Source organism: Dyella nitratireducens (genome assembly GCF_014642835.1).
In the GTDB taxonomy this organism is placed as follows: Bacteria; Pseudomonadota; Gammaproteobacteria; order Xanthomonadales; family Rhodanobacteraceae; genus Dyella_B; species Dyella_B nitratireducens.
Genome location: NZ_BMJA01000001.1, coordinates 1,081,892 through 1,108,504, shown reverse-complemented (window position 1 = coordinate 1,108,504; position 26,613 = coordinate 1,081,892). Strand labels below are relative to the sequence as shown.

General features: G+C 60.9%; 23 protein-coding genes. 17 read left to right on the top strand and 6 right to left on the bottom strand.

Going from position 1 to position 26,613, the window contains the following annotated elements; genetic code table 11:
• Positions 1-51 precede the first annotated feature (51 nt).
• From recG to IEX75_RS05155, 4 genes are all read left to right on the top strand, one after another.
• Positions 52-2,166 (top strand): ATP-dependent DNA helicase RecG, encoded by a 2,115-nt coding sequence (gene recG / locus IEX75_RS05170; protein WP_188793152.1) that lies wholly within the window; start codon positions 52-54, stop codon positions 2,164-2,166.
• Positions 2,167-2,216: 50 nt separating this feature from the next.
• The gene (locus tag IEX75_RS05165; RefSeq protein ID WP_188793151.1) at positions 2,217-3,158 is read left to right on the top strand and encodes a nucleoside hydrolase; all 942 of its coding nucleotides are present in this window, start codon (positions 2,217-2,219) and stop codon (positions 3,156-3,158) included.
• 71 nt (positions 3,159-3,229) lie between these two features.
• A complete protein-coding gene (locus tag IEX75_RS05160) occupies positions 3,230-3,475 on the top strand; it encodes a type B 50S ribosomal protein L31 (protein ID WP_115478733.1) in 246 nt (81 codons plus the stop codon).
• Between the two features lie 241 nt (positions 3,476-3,716).
• Positions 3,717-5,012 carry a citrate synthase gene (locus IEX75_RS05155; RefSeq protein ID WP_188793150.1) on the top strand — a complete coding sequence of 432 codons (1,296 nt, stop codon included), beginning with the start codon at positions 3,717-3,719 and terminating at the stop codon, positions 5,010-5,012.
• Positions 5,013-5,067: 55 nt separating this feature from the next.
• Here the strand turns inward: IEX75_RS05155 and IEX75_RS05150 are convergent, their stop codons facing one another.
• Positions 5,068-5,745: a hypothetical protein gene (locus IEX75_RS05150; protein WP_188793149.1), complete on the bottom strand. Its 678-nt coding sequence runs from the start codon at positions 5,743-5,745 to the stop codon at positions 5,068-5,070.
• Between the two features lie 51 nt (positions 5,746-5,796).
• Positions 5,797-8,331: a penicillin-binding protein 1A gene (locus IEX75_RS05145; RefSeq protein WP_188793148.1), complete on the bottom strand. Its 2,535-nt coding sequence runs from the start codon at positions 8,329-8,331 to the stop codon at positions 5,797-5,799.
• 517 nt (positions 8,332-8,848) lie between these two features.
• On the opposite strand from IEX75_RS05145, the gene IEX75_RS05140 reads away from it, so the two are divergent.
• The 11 genes from IEX75_RS05140 (at position 8,849) to IEX75_RS05090 (ending at position 21,239) form a co-directional block, all read left to right on the top strand.
• Positions 8,849-9,907 carry a pilus assembly protein PilM gene (locus tag IEX75_RS05140; protein ID WP_188793147.1) on the top strand — a complete coding sequence of 353 codons (1,059 nt, stop codon included), beginning with the start codon at positions 8,849-8,851 and terminating at the stop codon, positions 9,905-9,907.
• A complete protein-coding gene (locus IEX75_RS05135) occupies positions 9,907-10,611 on the top strand; it encodes a PilN domain-containing protein (RefSeq protein WP_188793146.1) in 705 nt (234 codons plus the stop codon). The genes IEX75_RS05140 and IEX75_RS05135 overlap by 1 nt, the downstream gene beginning before the upstream one ends.
• Positions 10,608-11,273: a type IV pilus inner membrane component PilO gene (locus tag IEX75_RS05130; RefSeq protein WP_423373322.1), complete on the top strand. Its 666-nt coding sequence runs from the start codon at positions 10,608-10,610 to the stop codon at positions 11,271-11,273. The genes IEX75_RS05135 and IEX75_RS05130 overlap by 4 nt, the downstream gene beginning before the upstream one ends.
• The gene (locus IEX75_RS05125; RefSeq protein ID WP_188793144.1) at positions 11,270-11,803 is read left to right on the top strand and encodes a pilus assembly protein PilP; all 534 of its coding nucleotides are present in this window, start codon (positions 11,270-11,272) and stop codon (positions 11,801-11,803) included. Before IEX75_RS05130 ends, IEX75_RS05125 begins: the two co-directional genes overlap by 4 nt.
• A 55-nt stretch (positions 11,804-11,858) precedes the next feature.
• Entirely contained in the window at positions 11,859-14,024 is a 2,166-nt protein-coding gene (locus tag IEX75_RS05120; protein ID WP_188793143.1) for a type IV pilus secretin PilQ, read from the top strand.
• A 129-nt stretch (positions 14,025-14,153) separates the two neighbouring features.
• Positions 14,154-15,149 (top strand): AAA family ATPase, encoded by a 996-nt coding sequence (locus IEX75_RS05115; RefSeq protein WP_188793142.1) that lies wholly within the window; start codon positions 14,154-14,156, stop codon positions 15,147-15,149.
• Positions 15,146-16,078, top strand: coding sequence for a DUF58 domain-containing protein (locus IEX75_RS05110; RefSeq protein WP_188793141.1), 933 nt, complete (start codon positions 15,146-15,148; stop codon positions 16,076-16,078). Before IEX75_RS05115 ends, IEX75_RS05110 begins: the two co-directional genes overlap by 4 nt.
• A complete protein-coding gene (locus IEX75_RS05105) occupies positions 16,075-16,572 on the top strand; it encodes a DUF4381 domain-containing protein (protein WP_188793140.1) in 498 nt (165 codons plus the stop codon). Before IEX75_RS05110 ends, IEX75_RS05105 begins: the two co-directional genes overlap by 4 nt.
• On the top strand, positions 16,565-17,542 hold the full coding sequence (locus IEX75_RS05100; protein ID WP_188793139.1) for a VWA domain-containing protein: 978 nt from the start codon (positions 16,565-16,567) through the stop codon (positions 17,540-17,542). The genes IEX75_RS05105 and IEX75_RS05100 overlap by 8 nt, the downstream gene beginning before the upstream one ends.
• Positions 17,539-19,506, top strand: a complete 1,968-nt coding sequence (locus IEX75_RS05095; RefSeq protein ID WP_188793138.1) for a VWA domain-containing protein — start codon at positions 17,539-17,541, stop codon at positions 19,504-19,506. Before IEX75_RS05100 ends, IEX75_RS05095 begins: the two co-directional genes overlap by 4 nt.
• Positions 19,503-21,239 carry a BatD family protein gene (locus tag IEX75_RS05090; RefSeq protein WP_229720640.1) on the top strand — a complete coding sequence of 579 codons (1,737 nt, stop codon included), beginning with the start codon at positions 19,503-19,505 and terminating at the stop codon, positions 21,237-21,239. Before IEX75_RS05095 ends, IEX75_RS05090 begins: the two co-directional genes overlap by 4 nt.
• Positions 21,240-21,241: 2 nt before the next feature.
• On the opposite strand, the gene IEX75_RS05085 is transcribed toward IEX75_RS05090, so the two are convergent.
• Positions 21,242-21,754, bottom strand: a complete 513-nt coding sequence (locus IEX75_RS05085) for an O-acetyl-ADP-ribose deacetylase (RefSeq protein ID WP_188793137.1) — start codon at positions 21,752-21,754, stop codon at positions 21,242-21,244.
• Positions 21,755-21,798: 44 nt separating this feature from the next.
• On the opposite strand from IEX75_RS05085, the gene IEX75_RS05080 reads away from it, so the two are divergent.
• Positions 21,799-22,302 carry a MarR family winged helix-turn-helix transcriptional regulator gene (locus tag IEX75_RS05080; RefSeq protein ID WP_188793136.1) on the top strand — a complete coding sequence of 168 codons (504 nt, stop codon included), beginning with the start codon at positions 21,799-21,801 and terminating at the stop codon, positions 22,300-22,302.
• Positions 22,303-22,348: 46 nt separating this feature from the next.
• On the opposite strand, the gene IEX75_RS05075 is transcribed toward IEX75_RS05080, so the two are convergent.
• From IEX75_RS05075 to IEX75_RS05065, 3 genes are all read right to left on the bottom strand, one after another.
• The gene (locus IEX75_RS05075; RefSeq protein ID WP_188793135.1) at positions 22,349-23,794 is read right to left on the bottom strand and encodes a M20/M25/M40 family metallo-hydrolase; all 1,446 of its coding nucleotides are present in this window, start codon (positions 23,792-23,794) and stop codon (positions 22,349-22,351) included.
• An 85-nt stretch (positions 23,795-23,879) separates the two neighbouring features.
• Positions 23,880-24,281, bottom strand: a complete 402-nt coding sequence (mscL, locus tag IEX75_RS05070) for a large-conductance mechanosensitive channel protein MscL (protein WP_188793134.1) — start codon at positions 24,279-24,281, stop codon at positions 23,880-23,882.
• 79 nt (positions 24,282-24,360) lie between these two features.
• Positions 24,361-25,047 (bottom strand): fumarylacetoacetate hydrolase family protein, encoded by a 687-nt coding sequence (locus IEX75_RS05065; protein ID WP_188793133.1) that lies wholly within the window; start codon positions 25,045-25,047, stop codon positions 24,361-24,363.
• A 278-nt stretch (positions 25,048-25,325) separates the two neighbouring features.
• Here IEX75_RS05065 and IEX75_RS05060 point away from each other — a divergent pair, with 278 nt between their 5' ends.
• Positions 25,326-26,564: an efflux RND transporter periplasmic adaptor subunit gene (locus IEX75_RS05060; RefSeq protein WP_188793132.1), complete on the top strand. Its 1,239-nt coding sequence runs from the start codon at positions 25,326-25,328 to the stop codon at positions 26,562-26,564.
• Positions 26,565-26,613 lie beyond the last annotated feature (49 nt).

The following is a 26,613-nucleotide window of genomic DNA, read 5'->3' as shown; positions in this document are numbered from 1 at the left end:
CGTCGGCAGTCTATATGCGCTACGTGGGTGTGCTCGGTTAGTCTTGCAGGAATGGCTGCCCCAAAACCTCAACCTGCCATAGTGGCGACCGACGATCCGGGCAAGTTGCCAGCGACGGCCCTCGGTGGTGTCGGCCCGGCTCTGCTCGAGTCGTTCACACGGCTGGGTCTGCATTGCGTGCAGGATCTGTGGTTTCATCTGCCGCTGCGCTATGAAGACCGCACGCATCTCACCCCGCTGGCGGACTTACATCCGGGTATGCGTGCGCAAGTCGTTGGCACGGTGGAGGCGGTCGAGAAAGGCTTCCGCTATCGACCACAATTGAAGGTGGCAGTCGGCGACGGGGTGATGCACACCTTGCTGCTGCGCTTCTTCCATTTCAATCGCGCGCAGGCAGAGCAATTCCAGGTGGGCACACGTCTGCTTTGCTATGGCGAAGTACGCCAAGGCAACGGCAGTCTGGAGATGGTGCATCCACAATATCGCCGCTTGACGGAGGAGGCGCCTGTCGCGCTGGATGAGCGGCTCACGCCCGTCTATCCCGCCACCGAGGGGCTAGGGCAAAAGCGCTTGGGTAGCATTATCGACAAGGCGCTACAGCGGCTCCCTGCCGATGCGGAACTGGAACTGATTCCGCCCAAGCTGTGCGCGAAATTCGGATTGACGTCGCTGCGCGAAGCGTTGTTGTACGTGCATCGGCCGCCGCCCGACGCGCGCATGGATCAGTTGATCCAGGGGCGTCATCCCGCACAGCAGCGCCTGGCTTTTGAGGAGTTGCTCACTCAGCACATGAGCCTGAAGCGTTTGCGCGCAGCAGTGCGCGAGCGGCGCGCACCTGTGTTGGGCGGTGATGGGACGTTGCGGCATCGCTGGCTGACATCATTACCATTTCAGTTGACGAAAGCGCAACAGCGCGTCATCCAGGACATCACGGCGGATATCTCGCAACCACGCCCCATGTTGCGTCTGGTGCAGGGTGATGTTGGTTCCGGCAAGACAGCGGTGGCTTGCGCGGCGGCATTGGCTGCTGTCGAGGCCGGCTACCAGGTCGCGTTGATGGCACCGACAGAGCTGCTGGCGGAACAACATCTGCGCAACTTCCGCCATTGGCTGGAGCCGTTGGGTATCCATGTCGAATGGCTGGCCGGCAAACAGCAGGGCAAGGCGCGCCAGCAGGCGATGCAACGCGTGGCTGCAGGTGCGCCGATCGTGATCGGCACGCATGCCTTGATGCAAGAGGGTGTGGCGTTTGCACAGCTTGGCCTGGTGATCGTCGACGAACAACATCGCTTCGGCGTACAGCAGCGCCTGGCTTTGCGCGACAAAGGATTGGAAGGCGACTGGGTGCCGCATCAACTCGTGCTTACGGCAACCCCGATTCCGCGCACTCTCGCAATGAGCGCTTACGCTGACCTGGATATTTCCGCTATCGATGAACTGCCACCGGGTCGCACGCCGGTGCAGACGATTGCGATTTCCAATGCGCGGCGTATCGAAGTCATCGAACGCATTCGTGCGGCTTGCATGGAAGGGCGACAGGCTTACTGGGTATGCACGCTGATCGAAGAGTCCGAACAATTGCGTGCGCAGGCTGCGGAAGCGGCGCATGCGGAACTTTCGCACGCTCTGACCGAACTCCGAGTGGGCTTGATTCATGGGCGCATGAAACCGAAAGAAAAGCAGGTGGCGATGGACGCATTCAAGGCCGGCGAATTGTCGGTGCTGGTGGCCACTACCGTCATCGAGGTGGGTGTGGACGTGCCTAATGCCAGCCTGATGGTGATCGAGAACAGCGAGCGCCTTGGTCTGTCGCAATTGCATCAGTTGCGCGGGAGGGTGGGGCGTGGCGCGTTGGCTTCCAATTGCGTACTGCTTTATCAACCGCCACTCGGGCAGCTTGCGCGCGAGCGCCTGCAGGTGATGCGCGAAACCAACGATGGTTTTCGTATCGCCGAGAAAGATCTGGAACTGCGCGGCCCTGGCGAAGTACTGGGCACTCGCCAGACAGGGCAACTCAGTTTTCGCATGGCCGATCTGGCACGTGATGCACATTTGTTGCCGGCAGTGCAGCAGGTGGGCGAATACATGCTGGCGCATCAACCCGAGCGCGCCGCGCGTTTGATCGAGCGCTGGATCGGCGGTGCGGCACGCTATGCAGGCGCTTGAGAAGCAGGTAGCTTGAGCAGGATGCACAGCTCAACTTCAATGGCATGACGATGACCAAGCCACAGTTGCTCATTGATACTGATCCCGGCGTAGACGATGCCCTTGCCATCCTGATGGCGCATGCTCACGCCGACGTACTTGGCCTTAGCATTGCTGCCGGCAATGTCGGTCTTGCGCACACCACGCGCAATGCACGTACGCTGGTGGATCTGGTGGGTGCATCCACGCCGGTGTTTGCCGGTTGTCCGACGCCTCTGGTGCACTTGCCCGAGGAAGATGCGGCATTCGTGCATGGTCATGATGGTTTGGGCGATGTTGGTTTTCCCGAGCCCAAGGTTGCAACGATGGACGAGCACGCTGCGCTGGCGATACTTCGCCTGACACGCGAGCATCCGGGCGAGATCACGCTGGTAGCGCTGGCGCCGCTCACTAACCTTGCGCTGGCGTTGCGATTGGATCCCTCCTTGCCGCAGCGCGTGAAGCGCTTGGTGGTGATGGGCGGCGCGGTCACCGGGCATGGCAACACTGGTCGGGTGCCTGCCGAATTCAATGTCGGCTTCGACCCGGAAGCAGCACACGTGGTGTTCGAGGGTTTTCCTGATTTCGATCTGGTCGACTGGGAACTGACCCTGCGGCATGCCTTCGATGAGGACGAATTCGACCAATGGCTGGCGGCGGGCGACCATCGGGCTCAGTTCTTTGGCCGTGTTTTCCAAGTGGCTCGTGAGACTAATAGCAGGCGCGGACGCCGGGGCATTATTGCTGCTGATGCGCTTGCGATGGCCGTCGCCATTGACCCGTCGGTGGTGGTGCGCAGCGCGCAACGCTGGGTGGGCGTGGAGTTGGATGGCCGCTTGACTCGCGGTGCCACGGTGGTCGATTGGGGCGATCGGTTAGGCCGGCATGCTCAGGCCAATGTGGTATTGGAGCTGGATCAGCTCAAGTTCGCGGCCATGGTGCAGCGAGCCCTGGGTGCCCTCCAGCAGGCCTGAACGGGCGGCTTGACCCAACCTCCGAGCGGTCGATACAATACCGCTCTTTTCACGCACGCTTTGAGTCCGTCATGAAGCCCGATATCCATCCGAATTACCGTCAGGTGGTGTTCCAGGATCTTTCGTCCGAGTTCGCGTTCCTGACGCGCTCCACGATTGCAACCAAGGAAACCGTCAAGTGGGAAGACGGCAACGAGTACCCGCTGGTCAAGGTGGATATCTCCAGCCACTCGCACCCGTTCTACACCGGCAAGCAGAAGACCATCGATGCCGGTGGCCGCGTGGACAAGTTCCGCCGTCGTTACGCGCAAAAGTAATTCTTTGCGAACTGCTCCTCGGGGCAGATTCAATGATTTTGCACAAGGCAGGCCTCGCGCCTGCCTTGTGCGTTTTCACGCTTGTCAATCGGACCATGCGCTTTCGGATTGTTTGTAATCCGATGTGCGATAATGGATGGGATGCATCGCCGCTTTTCCCCCACGTCGATGCGACTTTCCCTCACCGGCTGGTTGCCGTTATGCGGTTGCCCCGGTGGCGACCCATGCGTAGGAGGTTTCCGTGTCCGATTCCAAGTCCGTCAAGCTGGTTGATGAGTCCAACGGCCGTAGCAGTGAGCTCCCTCTGCTCAGCGGCACGCTTGGCCCCGCCTGCATCGACATTGCCCCCTTGTACAAGGACACCGGGCATTTCACCTACGATCCGGGTTACGGCAGTACTGCAAGCACCAAGAGCGCCATCACGTATATCGATGGTGATGAGGGTGTGTTGATGTATCGCGGCTATCCGATCGAACAGCTTGCGGAAAAGTCCAGCTTCCTCGAAGTGGCGTATTTGCTGCTGAACGGCGAGCTGCCGAACAAGACTCAGTTTGCCTCGTTCGAAAACGACATCACGCATCACACGATGATGCATGAGTCGCACAAGAATTTTTTCCAGGGCTTCCATCACGACGCGCATCCGATGGCCATGCTGGCTGCATCGGTGGCCTCGCTGTCGGCCTTCTATCATGAAGATCTGGATGTCGATAACCCTGAAGACCGCAAGCTGGCGGCAATTCGCCTGATCGCGAAGATGCCGACGATCGCTGCAGCGTGCTATCGCTACTCGATCGGCTGGCCCTTCCGCTATCCGCGCAACAATCTCGAATACGTCAACCGCTTCCTACACATGATGTTCGAGGTGCCGAGCGAGCCGCTGGAGCTCAGCCCAACGTGCGCGAAGGCGTTGGATTTGCTGTTCATCCTGCACGCAGATCACGAACAGAACGCGTCCACTTCCACGGTACGCCTCGTCGGTTCCACCGGCGCGAACCCGTATGCTTCGGTTGCTGCTGGCATTACTGCTCTGTGGGGTCCGGCACACGGTGGCGCCAACGAAGCTGTGCTGAAGATGCTTGAGGAGATCGGCTCGCCGGACAAGGTGGAAACCGCGGTCAAGCGTGCCAAGGATAAGAACGACAACTTCCGTCTGATGGGCTTCGGCCATCGTGTGTATAAGAATTTCGATCCGCGCGCGAAGATCATCCGCGAGATGTGCCACAAAGTGTTGGCCGAGATGGGTGTGAACGACCCACTGCTCGATGTGGCCATGAAGCTGGAAGAAGCTGCACTGAAAGACGATTACTTCGTCGAGCGCAAGCTGTATCCGAACGTGGACTTCTATTCCGGCATCATCTACAAGGCGCTGGGCATTCCTACCGAGATGTTTACGGTGATGTTTGCGATTGCGCGTACCGCCGGCTGGATCGCGCACTGGATCGAGCAGCACGAAACCCCAGGTTCGCGTATTGGCCGTCCGCGTCAGCTGTATGTCGGCGCCGGCAAGCGTGACTATGTGAGTGCGGACAAGCGCTGATCAGGCGCGCCATATGAAAACGCCCGGCGATGCCGGGCGTTTTTGTTTGCGTCGATTATTTAAGCGCAGCTGCTAGTTTTCGCTCGAAATCATCCTGTTGCTCGTCTTCCTCTGACAGCATGATCTCCACCGAAGCTAGCGATGCGCGGCGCATCGGTTTTTCATCCACACGATCGAGCGGTGCCTGGCGCAGGGCGTTATGCGGCAGCACGGTGAGATCGAAGGGAAGATTGTCGGCGGCGAACAGCAGTACCGGGTACTCGACCTGCTCATCACGGCTGATGCGCAGGCGCCGCGTCTGCGTTTCGAATGGAACGCCATGTTCACGCAAATAGATGCCCACGGCTTCGGGATCATCACTGAAGACGTGCAGGCATACGGCTGAATGCGCGTCGGCGGTGCCTTCCAGTACGGCGCCGACCAAGCGTGGTTCGAAGCGCTCCAGGAAACGCATCGCTTCGATGGCGCTTTCACGCCGTTCTCTTAGTAGTTTGGGTTGGCTTTCTGACTGAAACAGGCGTTGATGTTCGCGTAAGGCCTGTTCGATTTCGTGGTTGCGGGGAAGCGCCTGCTCATCCAGCACGCCGAGTCTTTCGGCGGCCTTGCGCTTGGCGCGGTGGAAGTCGCGGATGCCGTGTTCGCTCATCAGGCGCGCCGCCTCCTGGGCGACGCGTAGCCGATTGCGCTGCACACGGTCTTGCGCGTGGATACGATGATGCTCACCTCGTGCCATGCTGCGACCCTCTTGTAGTGTGCGGGGGCAGGGCAAGCCTACAGCAAAAAATTAGAAGATGTCGTTAGTCTGCTGTTGATCCTGGTTTTGTTGCTGTTGCTGTGTGGCCAGGTTGTGCAGGCGATCGATGTCTTCCACCTTGAAGATTTCCTGCATGGCACCGGGGTCACCCTGGGCCGTTGGCAGGCCGCTTTCGCGGTTGATCAGCATGGTGGTGATGCCTGGCGGCATGGTCAGGCTCTTCTCTGGTGCGCCCTTCAGCGCATCGCCCATGTAGTCGATCCAGATCGGCAGTGCCGCTTTCGCGCCGAATTCACCCTTGCCCAATGAGGCGAAATCGTCGAAGCCCACCCACACGGCGGTCGAGAGATCGCCGTTGAACCCCACGAACCAAGCGTCGCGATGGTCGTTGGTCGAACCGGTCTTGCCGGCCAAATCGGCGCGGTTGAGCGCTTTCGCGGCATAGCCTGTACCTGTGGGAGACTGGATCACATCCTTCATCAGTGAAGTGACCAGGTAATCGTTGCGAATGTCGATCACGTGCGGGGCCAGCACCGGTGGTGCAGCGCCGCTGTTGTGTACGTCAGCTGGCAGGGCCGTTTCACCGGCCATCGCCACGCTGGTCGCAGGAGCGGGCGCATTGGACGAGCTTGCCGATACACCATTGGTAAGCATGTTGGCTGGCGGTGGCGCGGGCGGACTGTTTTGCAGCAGCCGTGCCGAGCAATCCGCGCAGGCACGGGCCGGGTTTGCGACATAGACCGGCTTGCCATCGCGATCGTCGATTTCGCTGATGAAATAAGGTGTGACCAGGTAGCCGCCGTTGGCGAATACGGCAAAGCCGCGTGCCATGCTCAACGGTGATACGGAAGCCGTGCCAAGCGCCATCGACAGATTGTTCGGCAGCGCATCGAGTGGGAAGCCGAAGCGAGTGACATAGTCACGCGTGTAGCGCACACCGATGGCATCGAGCAGTCGCACTGAAACCAGATTCTTCGACTCGATCAGCGCCTCGCGCAGGCGCATGGGGCCGGCAAACTTGTTGTCGTCGTTGCTCGGTGTCCATAGGCCGTTCGGCTGTGAGGGGTCGGGCAAGGCGATCGGCGAGTCGTTGATGATCGAGGCTGGTGTATAGCCGCGCTCAAACGCCGCCGAATAGATGAAGGGCTTGAAGCTCGAGCCGGGCTGGCGGGCAGCCATCACCGCGCGGTTGAACTTGCTGCGCTGGAAGTTAAAACCGCCGACCAGGGATTGGATCGCCCCGCTTTCCGGATCAAGCGAAACCAGGGCGGCTTGCGCCTTCGGAATCTGCGTCAGCTGCCAAACGCCCTTGTCGTCCTGGATCACGCGAATGATGTCGCCGGGCTTGAGAACGGTGTCGACCTTGGTGGGGGCCGCGCCAACCCGGTTTTCATTGATATAGGGCCGAGCCCAATCCATGGCCTTCAGATCCAGCTTGATCACCTGCTTGCTTGGCAGGAAGACCGAGGCTTCGGTGGCGGAGGATGCGGTGACCAAGCCCGGGATGAGCCCTGCCACATCCGTATAGCTGGAGAGCAGGTTGCTGTCATCGCTGTCACTGGCGTTCGGCGGCAGCTCCTCATGGGCTTCCGGCCCACGCCAGCCGTGGCGATGATCGTAAATGCTCAGGCCATCGCGCACGGCTGCAACTGCCGCCTGTTGTCGGGTACTGACCAGTGTGGTCTTGACGACGTAACCCTCCGTCAGCGCGTCGTTGCCGAGGCGATCCAGTGCCTGCAGCCGGGCCATTTCGGCCAGGTAGGGGGCGTCGACCTGGATCGGTTGCTCGTGTGGAGCTGCATCATCAGGTGCGTTGATCGCCTGCTCGTATTGCGCCTGGTTGATGTAGCGGTGTTCCAGCATCTGGCCTAATACCCAATTGCGACGGGCGACCAGGCGCTGGGTATTGGTGAGCGGATTGACCGCCGAAGGCAGCTGGAAGGTAGAAGCGATGGCGGCGCACTGGGGCACGGTGAGCTGGTCCAACCGTTTGCCGTAGTAGTACTCGGCCGCCGCTGCCACGCCGTAGGAGCGGTGGCCCAGGAACATCTTGTTGAGATATAGCTCCAGGATCTGGTCCTTGGTCAGCGTGCTCTCCATGCGCAAGGCGATGAACATCTCGATCAGCTTGCGGGAATACAGCTTTTCCGGACTCAGGAAGAAGTTGCGCGCCACCTGCTGGGTAATGGTGGAGCCGCCCTGGGTCTTGTTGCCGCCGGAGGCCAGCACGTGGAAGCCGGCACGCATCACGCCGCGCCAATCCACGCCAGGATGTGTATAGAAATCAGCATCTTCCGCTGACAGCACCGCATGCTTGAGCATGTCCGGCACCTGGTCCATGGAAACCGGGATACGGCGCGTTTCACCAAATGTTGCGATCAGCTTGCCGTCCGCGGTTACCACGCGGAGCGGAACTTGCATGTGGTAGTCCTTGAGCACATCCACCGACGGAATGCGGGGAGAGACCAGCCAGTAGGCCACGCCAATGGCCGCAGCGATCATCAGGAGTCCGCTGAAGCCCAGGATCAGCAGCCAGCGCAGCAGGGCTTTAAAAAATCGCGTCATGTGGTTTGGGGTGCTCTGATTCGTTCTGCGTAGGTGTCACCGGCCCTGTCTGTTCGCAGGGCACAGGACCATCGGCGAAGGCAGACTGGCCGTCTGTCGAGACGGTGGGCCGAAGGCATGCGGACAGACAGGGCCGGCCCGAAGGGTGATGTCCAGAAGGCCCGCAGGCTGCGCCGCGCGGCTTGAAAAGGCAACCAGCCTTCCCTGCGCCGTGCGACACACCCTGCGGGCCTTCTGAACATCATGCCACCTACGCAGAACGAATCAGAGCATCCCATAGCGAGACCTGAGTCAAAACAGACCAAAGTATAGATGTAGCAGTATGGGGGTCATCAGCAGCGGGTTAGCAAAACCTTAATCTCGATATTGGCGGATTGGTCCAAATGTGCAGGACATCACGCCAAAAGTCTCGAAGAAGATCGTGTAGGCCGTTGCTATTGCGTTAATTTTTGGATTTAATGGCCCGGCAATCCTGCCAGTATCTGGCGGAAGCGCCAGGGGTCAAGGGGGAATCGTCGTGGGGCTCTTTACACCCAAGAAGCCGCCGTTGGTCGGCGTCGACATTAGCTCGACCGCCGTCAAGCTGCTGCAGCTTAGCCAGGCAGGAGGTCGTTATCGCGTGGAGCACTACGCGATCGAGCCGCTGCCCCCGAATGCGGTGGTCGAAAAGAACATCGTCGAGGTCGAGGCGGTGGGCGAAGCGGTGCGCCGCGCACTGTCGCGTTCCGGCGCCAAGATCAAGCACGCCGCTGCCGCGGTGGCCGGCTCCGCCGTGATCACCCGCATCGTGCCGATGCCGGCCGAGCTGTCGGAGGAGGATCTGGAAGGCCAGATCCAGGTCGAGGCGAACCAGTACATCCCGTACCCGATCGAGGAAGTGAGCCTCGATTTCGAGGTGCTAGGACCGGTGCGCGACAACCCTGAAATGAACAACATACTCCTGGCTGCCTCGCGCACGGAGAATGTGGACATGCGCGTGGCCGCGCTGGACCTGGGTGGCCTCGCTGCACAGGTGATCGACGTCGAGGCCTTCGCCATGGAAAACGCCTTCACGCTGATCGCCGACCAGCTCAACGTCGGACGTGATGCGCTGGTCGCGGTGATCGACATCGGCGCCACCATGACCACCCTGTCCGTCCTGAAGAACCAGCGCACGATCTATTCGCGCGAGCAGGTCTTTGGCGGCAAGCAGCTCACCGACGAAATCATGCGCCGCTACGGCCTTTCCTATGAGGAAGCCGGCCGTGCCAAGCGAAAGGGCGGCCTGCCGGAATCCTACGAGACCGAGGCGCTGCAACCGTTCAAGGAATCGCTCGTCCAGCAGATCAGCCGTCTGCTGCAGTTCTTCTATGCAGGCAGCGAATTCAGCAAAGTTGATCAGGTGGTGCTAGCCGGCGGTTGCGCGTCGATCGAAGGCATCAGCGCGATGCTTGAGGAGCAGCTTGGCCTGCCGTGTGTGGTCGCCAATCCGCTGGCGCGGATGTCGCTCTCCAGCCGGGTGCAAGCGCAGTCGCTGACCCAGGACGCACCAGCACTGATGATCGCGGTCGGACTCGCCATGAGGAGTTTCGACTGATGGCACACATCAACCTACTTCCGTGGCGCGCCGAGCGCCGCAAGATCCGGCAGCGCGAGTTCTTCATGCAGCTGGGCGCAGCGGGCCTGGTAGCCATCGGCGTGTTGTTCCTGTGGTGGTTCTGGATGGACATGCGCATCGACAACCAGAACGATCGCAATGCCTACATGCAGGACCAGATCAAGCAGGTCGATGCACGGCTGGAAAAGATCAAGGATCTGGAAAAAGTTCGTGCGCAGCTGCTTGCACGCAAGCAGATCATTGAACAATTGCAGGCCAATCGTTCGCAGATGGTGCACTTGTTTGACGAGATGGTGAAAACCATTCCAAGCAACGTGCGTCTGACCTCGATCAAGCAGGCTGGCGATCAGATGGTGCTGGGCGGCGTGGCGCAATCCAACGCCAGCGTGGCCGAGTACATGCGCAACATCGAAACGTCGCCGTGGATGGGCCAGGCCGACCTCAGCAAGACCGAGAACAGCCACGATGCCACGCGGATGCCGTACAGCTTTGGTCTGACGGTGGCGCTCTCCAAGCCCAAGGATGATAGCGCTGGGCAGGGCGGTGTCCCGGCTTCGTCGAGCACGAGCGCTGGCGCTTCAACCACACCGGTCGGCAAGCCTCCCGTTACGACACCCCCTGCAACTGCGTCCTTGCCGGCCAAGCCGCCGGGCATGACGCCAGCCAAGGGAGGGGCCAAATAATGAAACTCTTCGATGATCTGCGCAGTCTCGACTACAACAACGTCGGTGGCTGGCCGAAATCGGTCAAGACGTTTTTCACCGTGTTGTTGTTCTTGGTGATCATGCTTGCCGGCTGGTACTTCGTTGTCAACGATCAGCAGGACACGCTGCAGAACCTTGTCGGCAAGGAAGAGAAACTCAAACAGGAGTTCTCCGAGAAACAGGCCAAGTCGGTCAATCTCGAAGCCTTGCAGCAGCAGTTGGATGAAATGAAGGACATGCTGCGCCAGCTGTTGCGTCAGCTGCCCAGCAAGACCGAAATGCCCGAGCTGCTGGTGGATGTGTCACAGACGGCCCTGTCGGCCGGCCTGCAGCAGGAACTGTTCCAGCCGGGTACGGAAATTCCGAAAGACTTCTACGCGGAAAAGCCGATCCAGCTGAAGATGATCGGTACGTATCATCAGTTCGGCGCTTTCATCAGCGGTGTGGCTTCGCTGCCGCGCGTGGTGATCCTTACCATGCACGATGTCTCGCTTACGCCCCTCAATCCGCCGGCCAAAGGTGCGGAGCCAGCCTCCAACCAGTTGCTGGTCTTGCAAGGTACGGTAAAAACCTATCGTTACCTCGAAGACTCCGAAACGAATGAGGGGAGCAAAGCGAAGAAGGTCGGGGGGCAGAAATGAGAGTCATGACTGCCATGAAGCCAGCTCACCTGGTGAAGCTGTCGCTGATGATCGCCACCGCGCTCACGCTGACGGGTTGTACGCGCGGCATGTCCGACTTGCGTGAATGGGTTGCGCAGGAGAAAGCCAAACGTGGTGCGCCGATTCCTGCGCTGCCGGTGATCAAGACCTTCGAAACCTTCACCTACAACGACCAGGACAAGCGCGACCCGTTCAGCCCCAGCCAGGACGAATTGAATCAGGGCAACGGTCCGCGTCCGGATGAAGGTCGTCCGCGACAACCGCTGGAAGCCTACTCGCTGGATAGCCTGAGGATGGTTGGCACGATCGGTGCTGGTTCCACCATGGAAGCTCTTATCAAAGACCCCGGCGGAGTGATCCACCGCGTGCACAGCAACGAATACATGGGCCAGAACTACGGGCGCGTCACCGCTATCACCGGTGACCACGTCGACCTGGTCGAATTGGTTTCCAACGGCAATGGCGGCTGGATGGAACGTCCGGCCAGCATCGCGCTTGAGGCGAAATAGGAATACAGGGGCTGATGCAATGACTAATCTCAATCAACCAGTCCGGAGTCGCGCCATGCACCTGGCCAGCCGTTGCCTGATGACCATCGTGGCGCTGGGTGCTGCCGTCTGGGCGACCGCCGCCACGGCTAGCACGCTGCAGAACATCACCTACAAGACCCTGTCGGGCGGACGCATCGAGCTGCGTATGAGCTTCGACAGCAATCAGGTGCCGCAGCCCAATATCTTCACGACCGAAACGCCACCGCGCATCGCGATCGATTTTCCGGACACCACGAATGATGCGGCTCGCCATCAGGACATCGGCGTAGGCACCACGACGGGTGTATCGGCGATAGCTGCTGGCGGCCGCACCCGTGTCGTGGTCGAGCTGATGCAAGCATCGACTTACAAGTCGCGTGTGGAAGGCAATAGCCTGGTCCTGGTGGTTAACAACGGTACGCAATCACAGCCGGTGACGACGGCAGCGACCATCGATCCATCGAAGGCACTGCCATCAGCGCTTAACGGCCCGGCGGTCAGCAACATCGACTTCCAGCGTGGCCCCAACGGCTCCGGTCGCGTGCTGATCAACTTCAGCGGTGCCGGCGCCAATGCGAACATGCATCGCGAAAATGGCGACATCTCCGTGGATGTCACCAACGCACAACTCCCGGCCAGCCAAGCGCAGCGCTTGAATGTGCTCGACTTCGCCACGCCGGTGCAGTCGGTTTCACCGAAGTCCACGCCGAACGGCGCACGGGTCGATATCGCCTACAGCGGCGATGTGGACGTGTCTTCCTACCAGACCGGCAATCAGTACGTGGTCGAGGTGACGCCGAAGAAGCAGGACTCGAAGAACACCAATCCTGCTTCCATGGCGCAACCGGTCTACACGGGAAGTCGAGTGACTTTCAACTTCCAGGACATTCCGGTGCGTTCGGCCTTGCAGCTGTTGGCTGATGTGTCGGGCCTGAACTTGGTGGCTTCCGACACAGTGGGTGGCAGCGTTACGCTGCGTTTGGTGAACGTGCCATGGGACCAGGCGCTGGATGTGATCCTGCGCGCCAAGGATCTGGATAAGCGTCGCGACGGCAACGTGATCTGGATTGCTCCGCAGAAGGAGTTGGCCGATTACGAACAAAGTCTGGCCGACGCGCGCTTCAAGGCGCAGGACACCGCACCGCTGGTCACCACGTATATTCCGATCAGCTATGGCAAGGCGCAGGATATTGCTAAGTTGCTGACGACGGGTGCTCAACAGAGCACGGGTGGTGGTGGCGGTGGAACAAGTGGTGCCAGCGAGCATCGCGGCTTCCTCTCGCCGCGCGGCAGCGTTACCTTCGACCAGCGCACCAACACGTTGCTGCTCAACGACACGGCCGAAAAGACCGCTGAGATACGTGCGATCGTTGCTGAATTGGATCGTCCTGTGCAGCAGGTGCTGATCGAATCGCGCATTGTGATCGCGACCGATGATTTCGAGCGTGATTTGGGTGTTCAATGGGGCATCAATGCTACGCACATCAATCCGAGCGGCCAGCAGCTGTCGTTGGGCAGCGGCCTTCTGCCCGCCTCGTCGAGTGGCACCACCACGACCACTTACAACGGTCTGCAGAACTACCAGCAGGTCAACCTGCCTGCCACGCCGACCACGGGTACTGCCTCGACCATTGCTGCCGCGATCCTTGGCAAGAATTACGCGTTGGACCTGGAACTGTCCGCGTCACAGGCGGAAGGGCGCAGCCAGCTGGTATCCAGCCCACGCGTGATCACCGCCAATCAACAGGAAGCGGACATCCGGCAAGGTCAGGAAATCGGCTACGTCACCTACCAGAACAGCGTGGGCGGCGGCGGTGCCAGCGGTACAGCGACGGTGGCCTTCAAGGATGCCGTGCTGGAACTCAAGGTCACACCAACCATTACTGCCGACAATCGCGTTTATCTGGCGATCAACGTGAACAAGGACTCGCTGCACAACTACATCACCGTGCCGGGCAGCGGCCAGGTGCCGGTGATCGATACGCGCTCGCTCAACACCTCGGTGCTGGTGGATAACGGCCAGACGGTGGTGCTGGGTGGCATCTATGAAATCAGCAAGACCGACAACATCAACAAGGTGCCGTGGCTGGGCGACATCCCCGGTGTCGGCTTCCTGTTCCGCAGCACCCAGCGCGTCAACGACAAGGACGAACTGCTGATCTTCGTGACGCCGCGCATCCTCAGCGACAGCCTGCAATAAGCGCGGACTTGTATGACAAACCAAAGGGGCGGCCAGTGTGCCGCCCCTTTTGCTTTGTGGCGGACAAGCGGCCAAACTTTCCTACAGCCTTGTGGTCTCAGCCCTCACCAAGAAGTACAGGATTTTCGGATGGACATGCCCCAAATTCCCACACCCGGGCATCTGCAACAAGCGTTTTCCCGCCTTCGCGACGATCTGAGGCAACAGATCATCGGCCAACCGCGGCTCATCGACTGTCTGCTGATCGCCTTGCTGGCGGATGGCCATCTTCTGGTCGAAGGTGCACCGGGTCTGGCCAAGACGACGGCCGTAAAGGCCTTGGCCAACCGCATTGCCGCCGACTTTCATCGTGTGCAATTCACGCCGGATTTGCTCCCCGCCGACCTCACTGGCACCGACGTATTCCGGCCTCAGTCCGGTACGTTCGAATTCGAGCGTGGTCCGCTGTTCCACAACATCGTGCTGGCCGATGAGATCAATCGCGCACCGGCAAAGGTACAGTCGGCGTTGCTGGAAGCGATGGCGGAGCGGCAGATCACCGTGGGTCGCAATACCTGGCCGCTACCCGATTTGTTCATGGTGATGGCGACGCAAAATCCGATCGAGCAGGAAGGCACGTTTGCACTGCCCGAGGCCCAGCTCGACCGCTTCGTCATGCACGTGACCATCAGTTATCCCGACGCAGCGGCTGAGTTGGCCATTCTGCGCCTCGCCCGGGAGCAGGCGAGCAGGCCGGTACATGCATCCGTTCCTACCTCAGCGCTAGTGACGCAGGAAGATGTCTTTGCTGCACGTAGAGCCGTGCTCAGCGTGCATGTAGCGCCCGCCTTGGAGCAATACCTGGCGCAACTGGTGCTCGCTACACGCGATGCGGGCCAATACGGCCCCGAACTCAAACGCTGGATTGCCTGGGGCGCAAGCCCGCGTGCCACCATTGCGCTGGACCGTTGCGCACGGGCGCATGCATGGCTGAGTGGACGCGATTTTGCGTTGCCGGAAGACGTGCATGCCATCGCGTACGAAGTGCTACGTCATCGCGTGCTGCTCAGCTATGAAGCGGAAGCCGAAGGCATCCGCAGTGAGAAGGTCATCAACCGGTTGCTGGATCTCGTTCCATTGCCGTGAACGCCATCGTGTCGAATCAAATGGATGGCGATGGACGCGTCAGCGTTTCGTTGGCGGAGTTGATCGCCTTGCGCGGCCGCGTGGCAAGGCTGCGCATGCCGCCGCAGGATAGCCGCGCCACGCGAGTGGGAACGCAAACCAGCCGTCTCTATGGCCGCGGCATGGATTACGCTGAATCCCGCGCCTATCAGCCCGGCGACGATGTACGCCGCATGGATTGGCGTTTGACCGCGCGCAGCGGTCGCCTGCATACCAAGCTGTTTCAGGAGGAACGTGAAGGCCAACTGCTGATTCTGGTCGACCAGCATCCGAGCATGCGCTTTGGCACGCGCGTGCGCTTCAAGTCCGTGCAGGCGGCACGTGCCGCAGCCTTGGCTGCATGGCATGCAGTGAAGGCCGGTGAGCGCGTGGGATTGATGGTGTTCGGTGAAAACAGCCATCTGCAACGTCCGCGTGGCGGTTTGCGTGGTGCACTGGATGTGTGTGGGATGCTGGCAAAATACGACGCCGTGGCTTCCGGACAAAACCAGCTGCTGTCACAAGCACTCCAGCATGTGATCAAACTCCAGCAAGGTGCCAATCGTGTGTTGCTGATCAGCGATGGGCAAAGCAGCGATCAGGCTGCGCGTGATCGTCTCATCGAAATGATGCGCCATACCGCGGTACGTACGTTGATCGTTGCCGATGCGCTGGAGCTGCAGCCAGCGCCAGCGGGCAATTATCCGGTTGAACATCACGGCGAACGACGACGGTTGATGCTGCAATCGGTGCATCAGCGTGAAGCTTTCCAGCAAAGCCTGGGTGAAGGGCAAGCAAGACTCGCAGCGATAGCCATGTCGCTCGGCATTCCCTATCGCGTCGTCGACACTGCTGCCGATCCGCTGGATGCGGTCAGCGCACTGCTGCGCAATGCCGGGGGGCGGCGATGAGCATGCAACTTCCGCAAGAGCCCCTGCCGTTGCGCGATATCCATCTACCGCCCAATCCATCGTGGTGGCCGCCTGCGCCAGGATGGTGGGTATTGCTGGCCGTTGTTTGTGGCGCGCTAATGGCTGGATATCTGCTTTATCGTCGAGCGCGGCGTGCACGTCTCTGGCGAGCGCGGGTTTTGACGGAAATCCGGCAATTGGCGGATCGCCATGCTCATGATGATGTTGCTTATGCCACCTCCTTGCACCAGCTGTTGCGTAGAGCCGCATGGCGTTACGCCGCCGATGCGCACCATCTGCAAGGCGACCCATGGCGACAAACCTTGGCACAAGTACCGGTCGACGATGCCACCCTCGACACATTGATGACGCTCGAAGCGCGCATGTACCAGCCATACGCGACCTTCGACCGAACCGCCATCGAAGGGGCTGTCCACCGTTGGCTTCAAGCCGCGTGGCGGCATGTGAAACCCCTGGAGAAGAGCCATGCCTGAATTCGCATGGCCGTGGGTTTTTGGGCTGCTGCCGTTACCGTGGCTGATCTGGCGCATCCTGAAACCTGCATCGCCAGGACTGGCTCTACGCTTGCCGCATGCCTCACTGTCCTGGGCTGTGAGCGGCCATCCATCGACGCGCAGTGCGGCATCTTGGTTGCTGGTGCTCGGTTGGCTTGCTCTGCTCGCCGCCGCCGCAAGGCCGCAAGTGATCGGGCCGCCGCAAGCGCAAACACATAGTGGTCGCGCCATGATGCTGGCGGTCGATCTTTCCGGCAGCATGGAAACACCCGATATGGTGTTGGGCGGTCAACAGTTGAGCCGCTTCGGTGCAGTGGAGGCCATCGCGGGTGACTTTATTTCACGCCGCAGTGGTGACGAACTTGGTCTGGTTTTGTTCGGCACGCACGCGTTTCTGGTGACGCCGCTTACGTATGATCTCAAAGCCGTCCGTGCGCAATTGCAAACCGCCACGGTTGGATTGCCTGGCACGGAGACCGCTATCGGCGACGCGATCGCCGTCGCCGTGAAACGCTTGGCCGCATTGCCGGAACAGGCGCGCGTGCTGATTCTGCTGACGGATGGCGTGAATAATTCCGGCAGCATTTCGCCCCAAGACGCAGCGCGTGCGGCCAAGGCTGCCGGTGTGCGCATCTATACCATCGGTATCGGTGCTACGCGCATGGTCGTGCCAGGCTTGTTCGGTAACAGCGTGGTCAATCCGTCGGCCGATCTGGATGCGGACATGCTCACCTACATGGCGCATGAAACCGGCGGCCAATTTTATCGCGCTACGGATGGCAATCAGCTTGCTGACGCCTATCGCGCTATCGATGCCTTGGAGCCCATGCCGCAGCAGGGACGCGAATTTCGTTTGCATCATGAGCTGTTCCGCGTGCCGCTCGCTGTGGCTGGTGTCTGCCTGCTGCTGGGCTTGCTGTGGCCGCGCTGGAAAGGAGTCGGCGCATGATCGAAGCCCTGCACTCATTCCATTTCTTGCAGCCGTTGTGGTTATTTGGGTTGCTGGCACTTCCGCTGCTGATCTGGTTCGGCGCGCGCGGCGATGCTTCACAACGTGCACTCAGTCGACTGGCTGATCCGGAACTCTTGCCACATCTGATGGGCGGCGAGATGCGTCATACCCGCGCTCCTTCGGGATTGCTCGCACTGGGTTGGACGCTGGGTGTACTGGCCTTGGCCGGTCCCACATGGAGTCGTGTGACGGAGCCGATGTTCAACGATCGTGCTGCGCAGGTCGTAGCGCTTTCACTGTCGCAGCACATGCTGGCGCACGATGTGCAACCCAGCCGCATTGAACGCGCACGCTACAAGGTGCGCGATCTGCTGATGGCCAATCAGGATGGCTTAAATGCGCTGATTGGCTATGCCGGCCAGTCTTTCGTCGTGGCGCCACTGAGCAGCGATGCGCACAGCCTGGAGGCATTGCTGGAAGCCATGTCGCCGGACGTCATGCCGGTCGACGGCGACAATGCTGCGCAAGCTATCCAACAAGGCGTGCAACTGATTCACGATGCCAAGCTCGCCAGCGGCTCGATTGTGCTGGTGACGGATGATGTCGACGCTGCAGCGCAAGCCGCCGCGCGCGCAGCGCTATCTTCAGGCGTGCACGTTTCCGTGCTGGGCGTTGGCACGGCGCAAGGTGCTCCCATCGCCAGTGCCGATGGCGGCTTTGTGCACGATGACCAGGGCAACATCGCCATGGCTCGCCGCAACGATGAAAACCTGCGCGCGCTAGCCGCTGCAGGTGGCGGCCGTTATGTGGCGATGAGTGACAACGCTGACGACATAGCTGCCTTGCATGGCGTATTGCGTCCGGCACAGCATGCATCCATGGCGGAGGGGCAGGAAGCCGATGCGTGGCAAGACCGGGGACCGTGGTTGCTGTTGCCGCTGCTGCTGGTTGCCGCCATGGCCTTCCGCCGTGGCTGGGTATTGATGCTCCCTTTGATCCTGCTGCCGATGTTGCCCACCACCGCCAAGGCATCCGGTTGGCGTGATTGGTGGCAGCGTCCGGATCAGCAAGCAGCCAGCGCGCTACGTCAGGGGGATGCCGCCAAGGCGCAGCGACTTGCGCAGGACCCTGCATGGCGAGGTGCGGCAGCCTATCGCGCCGGGGATTACGCAGCGGCGGCGCATGCGCTAGAACAGGCCAACGGTGTGGATGCGCCCTACAACCTGGGTAACGCGCTTGCCAGGCTTGGGCATTACCAGGATGCGATCAACGCTTACGATCGCGCACTGCGACTTGATCCGCGCAACGAAGATGCGCAAGCCAATCGCAAACTTGTGCAAGAGGCCATGCGCAAGCAGCAGGCTTCGTCATCCTCGCCGCAACAGCAGCACTCGGGCGGGCACGGCGGCCAGAACAACCAGAATGGTCAGAGCGGACAATCGCCTGGCCAGCAACAGCAGAGTCAGGGGCAGCAGAACGGTCAATCCGGTCAGCAGCAACAGGGAGGTGATCAACGCCAAAATGATCAAGATCAGAACGGCCAGCATGGACAGACGGATGCAAGTCAGGAAAACGGAGCGCAGAACCAATCGTCGGCAGCGAACAGCCAGCAAGAAACCGATGCGCAACACCCTATGAACCAATCCCTGGCACAAGACGCATCCAAGCCAGTCCCAGCTCCCGCCTCCAGCAGTGAACGGGCGCAGGCCGAAAAGGCGCAACAAGGCCTGCAAGCGCAAATGGATCGGGCTCTGGCTAGTGCGCGAAAGAAAACGGGCACCTCGCCTGCGCATGAATTAGGTGCCGTTGACAGCGATGATCCACTCTCGAAGCTCCCCAATGACATACGCCGCGATTTGCAGCGCGTACCCGACGATCCCGGCGCATTGCTGAGAAGAAAATTCGAGTTGGAATATCGTCAGCGCATGGGTGCACAACCAGTGGAAGGAGACCAGCCGTGAAGTACCGCTGGCTGTTGTGGCTGTGCCTGCTGCTGCCATGGACGGCCATGGCGGCGAGCGTACAGGCCACGCTGGATCGTAACGATGTGCATCTGGGCGAAACCGTAACGCTCAACCTGCATATCGGCGACGCTGTTACGGCAAGCACGCCGGATCTCAGCGTCCTGGATCGCGATTTCGAAGTATTGGGTACGTCCACCAGCAGCTCGCTCAGCGTCATCAACGGCAAGCAGAGCGCCGAGCTGATCATCGGTGTTGCGCTGCGTCCCAAACATCAAGGTGATTTGCAGATTCCGTCGTTGAACTTAGCGGGCAGTCAGACCAATCCACTGACGTTGCATGTGGGACCACCCGATACGACGGCGGGTGGGCATGCGGGCCAGGACGTATTCGTCGAAGCTGAAGCAAGCGCCAATCACATCTACGTCGGGCAGCAGATTCTCTACACCGTACGACTCTTTTACGCTGGCGATCTCAACGGCGGCAACTTGCCCAATCCGGATGTCACCGGTGCAGACTTGCAGCAACTGGGCAACGACATCACTTATGGCGCGGACCGCAACGGGCGTCACTACAGCGTTGTCGAGCGCCGCTATGCGTTGACGCCGCGGCACGCCGGCTCGCTGGTCGTTCCATCCATCGAATTCCAGGGTGAGATGCTCGATCGCGGTAATCCCAACGATCCGGGTGGCTTTTTCAATCCAGGCGGTCTGTTCGGTAACACCACGCCTGTCACGGCGGATTCGCCCGAAGTAAAGATCGACGTGCAGGCGCCGCCCGTCGATTGGGGCCAGACAACATGGCTGCCTGCGCGCTCCTTGACGCTCAGCCTGCAAGGTCTGCCAAGCGACGACAAGCTCACCGCCGGGCAGCCGCTCAATCTTCGTCTGAGCGTGGATGCACAAGGCTTGTCAGGCGATGCGCTGCCGTCGTTGAGTCTGCCGACGATCGATGGTGCCATGGTCTATCCCGATCAACCGAAGACAACGACACATGACGATAGTGAATGGCTCACCGGCCATAGCGAGCGTGGCTTCGCGATCATTCCGCAGCGCGCCGGCACGCTGACCATTCCAGCCATCACACTCACATGGTTCGATGTGCAGAGCGGGCAGAAGAAAGTCGCCACGATTCCATCGCACACCTTGACCGTGCTGGCAGCCAATGGCGCGCCGGCACCCGCAGCTTCGACGACGCAGTCCGTCGCAGCGCCTTCGGTGGCCGCGGCAAGCCCAGCTGCTTCGCCAGCTGGCGCAGGAACTGCAACCGTCGTTGCGTCGTCCACGCCTTGGCGCTGGATCGCTCTTGGCAGCCTCGCGCTGTGGTTGTTGAGCACGGCAATCTTCGTGTGGCTCTACAAGCGCAAGCGCCTATCGATGGTTGCGATGACGAAGCCGCACACTGAACCGGCCGATTCGACGCGCGCACTGCGTCAGGCATTCCTGGATGCGGCACGCGGCCATGATCGCTCCGTGCAGGCGCGACGCCTGCTTGCCTGGGCGCGCGCCGAGCGCCCGGCAGTACGCAATCTGGGGCAGGTCGCCGAAGCCCTGGCGTCCAACGAACAGCGTGCGGCGATAGAACTGCTGCAGCGCGAGCAATATGCCGGCGTGTCAGCGGAAGCGCGCATCGACCTTGCCGCGATTTTCGGAAAGGGATTTGCCTGGCGGCAGGACGAAAAAGCTGAAAACGACTCACCGCTACCACCGCTCTATCCATTCAAGCTCGATTGATCTTATAGCGCTTCCCGCCAGATGGCCGCCATGCGTTCATCGAAGCAGCAAAGCTGCACGTCCATGGCGGGATGGGCAGGCAGCACGTTGCGCAAGCTGGCAACCGCCACCCGTGCTGCCTGCTCAGGTGGATAGCCGTAGACGCCGCAGCTGATCGCCGGAAAACCGATGCTGTGAACCTCGTGCCTTGCCGCCAAGCTGATCGACGAGCGATAGCACTGTGCCAGGAGCTCCGCTTCGCCGTGGTGGCCGCCTTTCCACACCGGTCCCACCGTATGGATCACATAGCGCGCCGGCAGCAGGAATCCCGATGTGATGCGTGCCTCGCCGGTTGGGCAACGAACGCCGGGCGCTACCTGCGGCAAGCCTCTGCAAGCTTCAAGCAAGGCAGGGCCGGCCGCGCGGTGAATGGCGCCGTCCACGCCGCCGCCACCCAGCAATGCGGGGTTGGCGGCGTTCACGATAGCGTCCAGAGCCAGATGGGTCAGGTCGCAGGTGACAACGCTAAGAGCCATGATTGGGCTTATGCTTGTGCAACGTGTTACCAGGCGATTGCATCATGCCAAAGACGGAAGATATTTCCTTCGGTTACTTGCTGAACGACATCACCTTGCTGTTCCGCAAGCATTTTGACCGCCGTGCGGTGAAATTCGGCTTGACGCGCGCCCAGTGGCGCGCCACCAAGATGCTCTATCACCGCGAGGGGCTGCGGCAGACCGAGCTGGCCGAATTCCTGGAGATGGAGCCGATCGCGGTAGGTCGGGTGATCGACCGCCTGCAGGCCGCGGGTTTCGTGGAACGGCGGCCGGATCCCAAGGATCGTCGCGCCTGGCGCCTGTATACCACCGCACAGGCGAGCGGGGTGATCGATGACATGGAGCAGATCGCCCACGAATTGCGGCGCGAATGCACCGTGGGCATCAGCTATGAAGAAATGACGCAGGCGATGAACGTGCTGACGCGGCTGAAGGAAAACCTGCAGGCACTGGATGTGGCCGAGGCGCCTGCCGAGCAGCGGGAGGTGGATGCCGCCCTGGCATCGCCGCTTAGCGAGGAAAGTTAGCGCTCGCGCATCCTCCTCTCCCCGTGCGAGAGGAGGGTGCAAAAGCTCAGTCCTCCGCACCATCGTGCGCAAACGCGCCCGGCGCCGAACCGAAATCGCCGTTGGCCTCCGCTGCCATGTACGAGAACACGGCGTACACCGCCACGTTCTGCGCCAGCTGCTTGGGATCGATCTTGTCCAGCGTGTCGTTGGCGGTGTGATGCCAGTCGAAGTAGTAGGTGCCGTCCTGGGTGAGGCTCAGCGCCGCCATGCCCTTGCCGTGCATCTGCGAGAGATCCGAACCACCGCCACCGGGGCGCTTGACGTCATAGCTCACGCCGATCGGCGCAAGCACCTTGGCGATCTGCTCGATCGCACCGCGCGCCTCCGGCTTGACGCTGGCGCTCATCCGCCACACGGGGCCGGAGCCGAAATCCGACTCCGAGCCGAGCTGGAACTTGCTTACGTCGGCGGCATGCTTGTCGGCGTAAGCGCGTCCACCCCACAGGCCCATTTCCTCGTTGGCGAAGGCGATCACGCGGATGGTACGGTCCGGGCGTTGTGGCAGATCGTGGATCAACTTGGCCGCGCCGACCGCAATGGCGACGCCGGCGCCGTCATCAATGGCGCCGGTACCCGGATCCCAGGAATCCAGATGTCCGCCAATGGCGACCACCTGATCAGGATACTTGCGGCCGGTGATCTCGCCGATCACGTTCGCACCGGTGTATTGGCCCTCGATACCGCAATCCAGATCGAGCTTCACCGTGACCGGCTTGCCATAGGCCAGCACGCGCTCAAGTTGATCGGCATCCGGATTGGACAGCGCGGCGGCAGGAATCGCCTTGGCGGGATCCATAAAACCCGTCACACCCGTGTGTGGCGTGCGGCTATTGGCATCGGTACCCGCCGAACGCAGCAAATAGCCGGCAGCGCCTTTTTCCTGCGCGATCACCGGGCCTTGCACGCGAATCGGTGAGCCGATGCGGCCGTAGTCCATACCGTCCTTGTGCCGCTGCATGCGCTCGCCGATGTACACGATCTTGCCTTTCACGCTGGCCGGATCGGCGGCTTTCAAGGCATCCAGCGTGGGGAACTGCACCACTTCCGCGGTGAGTCCGCCCTTGGGTGTTCCCGCGGAATAGCCCAGTGCGATAAGTGTCAGCGGTTGCGGAAAGGGGGCCACGATGGCGCCATGCTCGCTACGGCGCACCCACAGCGGAAAGGTCACCGGCTCGGTGTAGACCTTGTCGAAGCCCAGTGCCTTGAACTTCGCCACCATCCAGTCCCGCGCACGCTGATCGTTCACACCGCCGGCCAGACGCGCGCCTATTTCGGTGGTCAGACCTTCCACCACCTTGTAGGCGGTGTCGTCGTGCATGGCCTTGTCGCGCAGTTGCTCGGCCGTCTGCACGGCGGGGGCGGGAATCGTGGTGGGCGCATCCTTGGCCGAAACAAATCCGGTAGCCAGCATCAGGCTGGCAGTGAGCAAGGTGAGGGAGGGGCGATGCATGGGCGGCTCCTGGTGACGAGCCCCGCATTATGGGGCTCGCCTCAGGGCGCGCTTAGGCCGAAAGTCATGTCACTGGCGCAATGCGCTACTGCTTGTTTTTCAGCAAATCGCGAATTTCCGTCAGCAACGCCACTTCCGGCGGCGTCGCAGCAGCGGCCTTGGTGTAGAACTTGTTGACGATCTTGATCAGCAGAAAGATCGCGAACGCCACAATCACGAAGGCGAGGATGCTGTTGATGAAGCTGCCATAGGCGATGGCGATTTCCGGGATCTTGTGCGCGGGATTGCTGTTGTCAGCCTGCCTTATCACGACTTTCATCGCGGAAAAATCGATGCCGCCGGTGACCCAGCCCAGCGGCGGCATGATCACGTCGTTCACCAGCGAGGTGACGATCTTGCCGAACGCCGCACCGATGACCACACCCACCGCCATGTCGAGCACGTTGCCGCGCATGGCAAATTCTTTGAATTCTTGCAACATGCTCATTGTCGTCTCCCTAGGTTGTGCGCCGGATGGCGTTGTGGACTGTAATGCATGGGGATGCTGCGTGTGAGGCAAGCATCGTTCAGACGATCTTGCCTTCCAGCACCGCGATGTCTTGCAGTTCTGCGCGAAAACTGTCGCCGCGTTGCAATGCCGCCACACCTGCAGGCGTGCCGGTGAAAATCAGGTCGCCAGGCTTCAATTCAAACAGCGTCGACAGCGCGACGATGATGTCTGCCACGCCGTGCACCATCTCGTTGAGCCGCCCTTCCTGGCGCAGCTTGCCATTCACTTCAAGGCTGATGCGCGTATCCGCATGCGGCGAGGCTTCATTGGCCACACGCAAGGCAGAAACCGGCGCAGAATGATCGAAGGCCTTGGCCACATCCCATGGATGGCTCTTGGCTTTGGCGACCGCCTGAAGATCGCGGCGAGTGAGGTCTAGCCCTACGGCATAGCCAAAGATTGTCTGTATCGCCTGCGCGGCATCCAGGTTCTGGCCGCCGGCTTGTAAGGCCACCACCATCTCCACTTCGTGATGCAGGTCGGCGGTGGCAGTGGGATAGGGCACGTCAGCACCATCCGTGACCACGGCATCAGCCGGTTTGCAGAAGAACATGGGCGCCGACGCATCGACCGTGGCGCCCATCTCTCGTGCGTGCTCGGCGTAATTGCGGCCGATGCAGAACACACGGCGGATCGGAAAGCGTTCCTCGCGGCCAATGACCGGGAGGCTGGGAATGGCAGGAGGATCGATGACGTAGCGCATGGCAAAAAGGGTAGCAGCTTCATGCACCTGGCAAGAAGATGGCCATGGCAGGTATTTCCGTTTCGTCAGCAGATCGCGTCCGATGCGGGGCGAAGTCAGCGGCGCGCAAGCAAAAATGCAGACCTTATGCGCTTTTGCAGAGCGCCATTGTCGAATCGGCGGCTGCCCGCACGTCATAAGACATGACAGGTGTCATTGGCATAGGTTGATGAGCGCACGTGGAAGGGATGTAGCGCAAGCCACTATCGTGCACACATCGGGGACAACAGGACAAAAGCGTGAGCAATACCGATCTACTGAAGGAACTGAAGATCGAGCGCCATCAGCGTGATGATCATCGGAGTGGCGGAGCAGGGCCTTGGCCCTGGATCGTTGGCGGCGTCGTGCTCGTGTTGCTCATGGCTGGCGCCGGTGGCTGGTGGTGGTTCAGTCATCGATCGATACCCGTGCACGTCGCACAGGCCGTCGCAGCGGCCAGCGATCCATCTGCGGGCGCGGTGCTGCAGGCAACGGGTTATGTGACGGCGCGTCGCCAGGCCACGGTGTCCGCGCAGATCACCGGCACCTTGACCGCGGTGCTGATTGAGGAAGGCGATCACGTCAAGGATGGCCAGATCCTGGCCAAGCTTGATGACAGCCAGTACAAGGCCGCACTCGATACGGCCGTCGCACAAGCCAAGGCCGCGCATGCGCTGGTGAACCAGTTTCAGGCGCAGCTCACGCAGAACCTGCGCGATGCTGATCGCGATGAAGCACTGGCCAAACAGGGGTTGGTATCCAAGCAGGCGGCTGAGCAGGCACGCACGCTGGCCAACAGCACGCGCGCGCAGCTGATTTCGCAGCAGAGAAATGCCACAGCCGCCGATGCGCAAGTGGTCGAGGCACAGGTCAACTTCGGCTATTGCCTGATCCGTGCACCGTTCAACGGTGTGATCACCACCAAAGATGCACAGGTAGGTGAAGTGGTGTCGCCGTTCTCCGCAGGCGGCGGTTTCACGCGTACCGGTATCGGCACCATCGTGGACATGGATTCACTGGAAGTCGATGTAGACGTCAACGAAGCCTACATCGGCCGCGTCACGCCGAGCATGCCGGCGGAAGCGGTGCTGGATGCCTATCCGGATTGGCGGATTCCCGCGCACGTCATCGCCATCGTGCCGGCCGCCGATCGCGGCAAGGCCACGGTGAAAGTGCGTGTTGCGATGGAAAAGAAGGACGCACGCATCGTGCCCGACATGGGCGTACGCGTGTCTTTCCTGGAAGCGAAACCCGCCGTTGCCGTGCAGACGCTGAAGGGTGTGCTGGTGCCAGCCAAGGCGATCGTGCAGCGCGACGGCAGCGACAGCGTGTTCGTCGTCACCAACGGCAAAGCACATCAGCAACCGGTGCAGCCCGCAGCGCAAGCGTTTGGCGATATGCGGTTGCTTCCTGCATCGGTGAATGCGGGCGATAGCGTGGTGATTGCGCCGCCGGCTGACTTGCACGACGGCTCGGACGTAAGCGTGCAAACCCAATAACCAGTAACAGGACTCACGGAGCGCTCTACCTATGCGCGACCAACACAGT

What these genes read in the sequence shown, in the direction of transcription:
- recG (WP_188793152.1), top strand. Translation starts at nt 52, where the DNA reads ATGGCTGCCCCAAAACCTCAACCTGCCATAGTGGCGACCGACGATCCG.
- IEX75_RS05165 (WP_188793151.1), top strand. Translation starts at nt 2,217, where the DNA reads ATGACCAAGCCACAGTTGCTCATTGATACTGATCCCGGCGTAGACGAT.
- IEX75_RS05160 (WP_115478733.1), top strand. Translation starts at nt 3,230, where the DNA reads ATGAAGCCCGATATCCATCCGAATTACCGTCAGGTGGTGTTCCAGGAT.
- IEX75_RS05150 (WP_188793149.1), bottom strand. Translation starts at nt 5,745, where the DNA reads ATGGCACGAGGTGAGCATCATCGTATCCACGCGCAAGACCGTGTGCAG.
- IEX75_RS05145 (WP_188793148.1), bottom strand. Translation starts at nt 8,331, where the DNA reads ATGACGCGATTTTTTAAAGCCCTGCTGCGCTGGCTGCTGATCCTGGGC.
- IEX75_RS05135 (WP_188793146.1), top strand. Translation starts at nt 9,907, where the DNA reads ATGGCACACATCAACCTACTTCCGTGGCGCGCCGAGCGCCGCAAGATC.
- IEX75_RS05125 (WP_188793144.1), top strand. Translation starts at nt 11,270, where the DNA reads ATGAGAGTCATGACTGCCATGAAGCCAGCTCACCTGGTGAAGCTGTCG.
- IEX75_RS05120 (WP_188793143.1), top strand. Translation starts at nt 11,859, where the DNA reads ATGCACCTGGCCAGCCGTTGCCTGATGACCATCGTGGCGCTGGGTGCT.
- IEX75_RS05115 (WP_188793142.1), top strand. Translation starts at nt 14,154, where the DNA reads ATGGACATGCCCCAAATTCCCACACCCGGGCATCTGCAACAAGCGTTT.
- IEX75_RS05105 (WP_188793140.1), top strand. Translation starts at nt 16,075, where the DNA reads ATGAGCATGCAACTTCCGCAAGAGCCCCTGCCGTTGCGCGATATCCAT.
- IEX75_RS05100 (WP_188793139.1), top strand. Translation starts at nt 16,565, where the DNA reads ATGCCTGAATTCGCATGGCCGTGGGTTTTTGGGCTGCTGCCGTTACCG.
- IEX75_RS05095 (WP_188793138.1), top strand. Translation starts at nt 17,539, where the DNA reads ATGATCGAAGCCCTGCACTCATTCCATTTCTTGCAGCCGTTGTGGTTA.
- IEX75_RS05085 (WP_188793137.1), bottom strand. Translation starts at nt 21,754, where the DNA reads ATGGCTCTTAGCGTTGTCACCTGCGACCTGACCCATCTGGCTCTGGAC.
- IEX75_RS05080 (WP_188793136.1), top strand. Translation starts at nt 21,799, where the DNA reads ATGCCAAAGACGGAAGATATTTCCTTCGGTTACTTGCTGAACGACATC.
- IEX75_RS05075 (WP_188793135.1), bottom strand. Translation starts at nt 23,794, where the DNA reads ATGCATCGCCCCTCCCTCACCTTGCTCACTGCCAGCCTGATGCTGGCT.
- mscL (WP_188793134.1), bottom strand. Translation starts at nt 24,281, where the DNA reads ATGAGCATGTTGCAAGAATTCAAAGAATTTGCCATGCGCGGCAACGTG.
- IEX75_RS05065 (WP_188793133.1), bottom strand. Translation starts at nt 25,047, where the DNA reads ATGCGCTACGTCATCGATCCTCCTGCCATTCCCAGCCTCCCGGTCATT.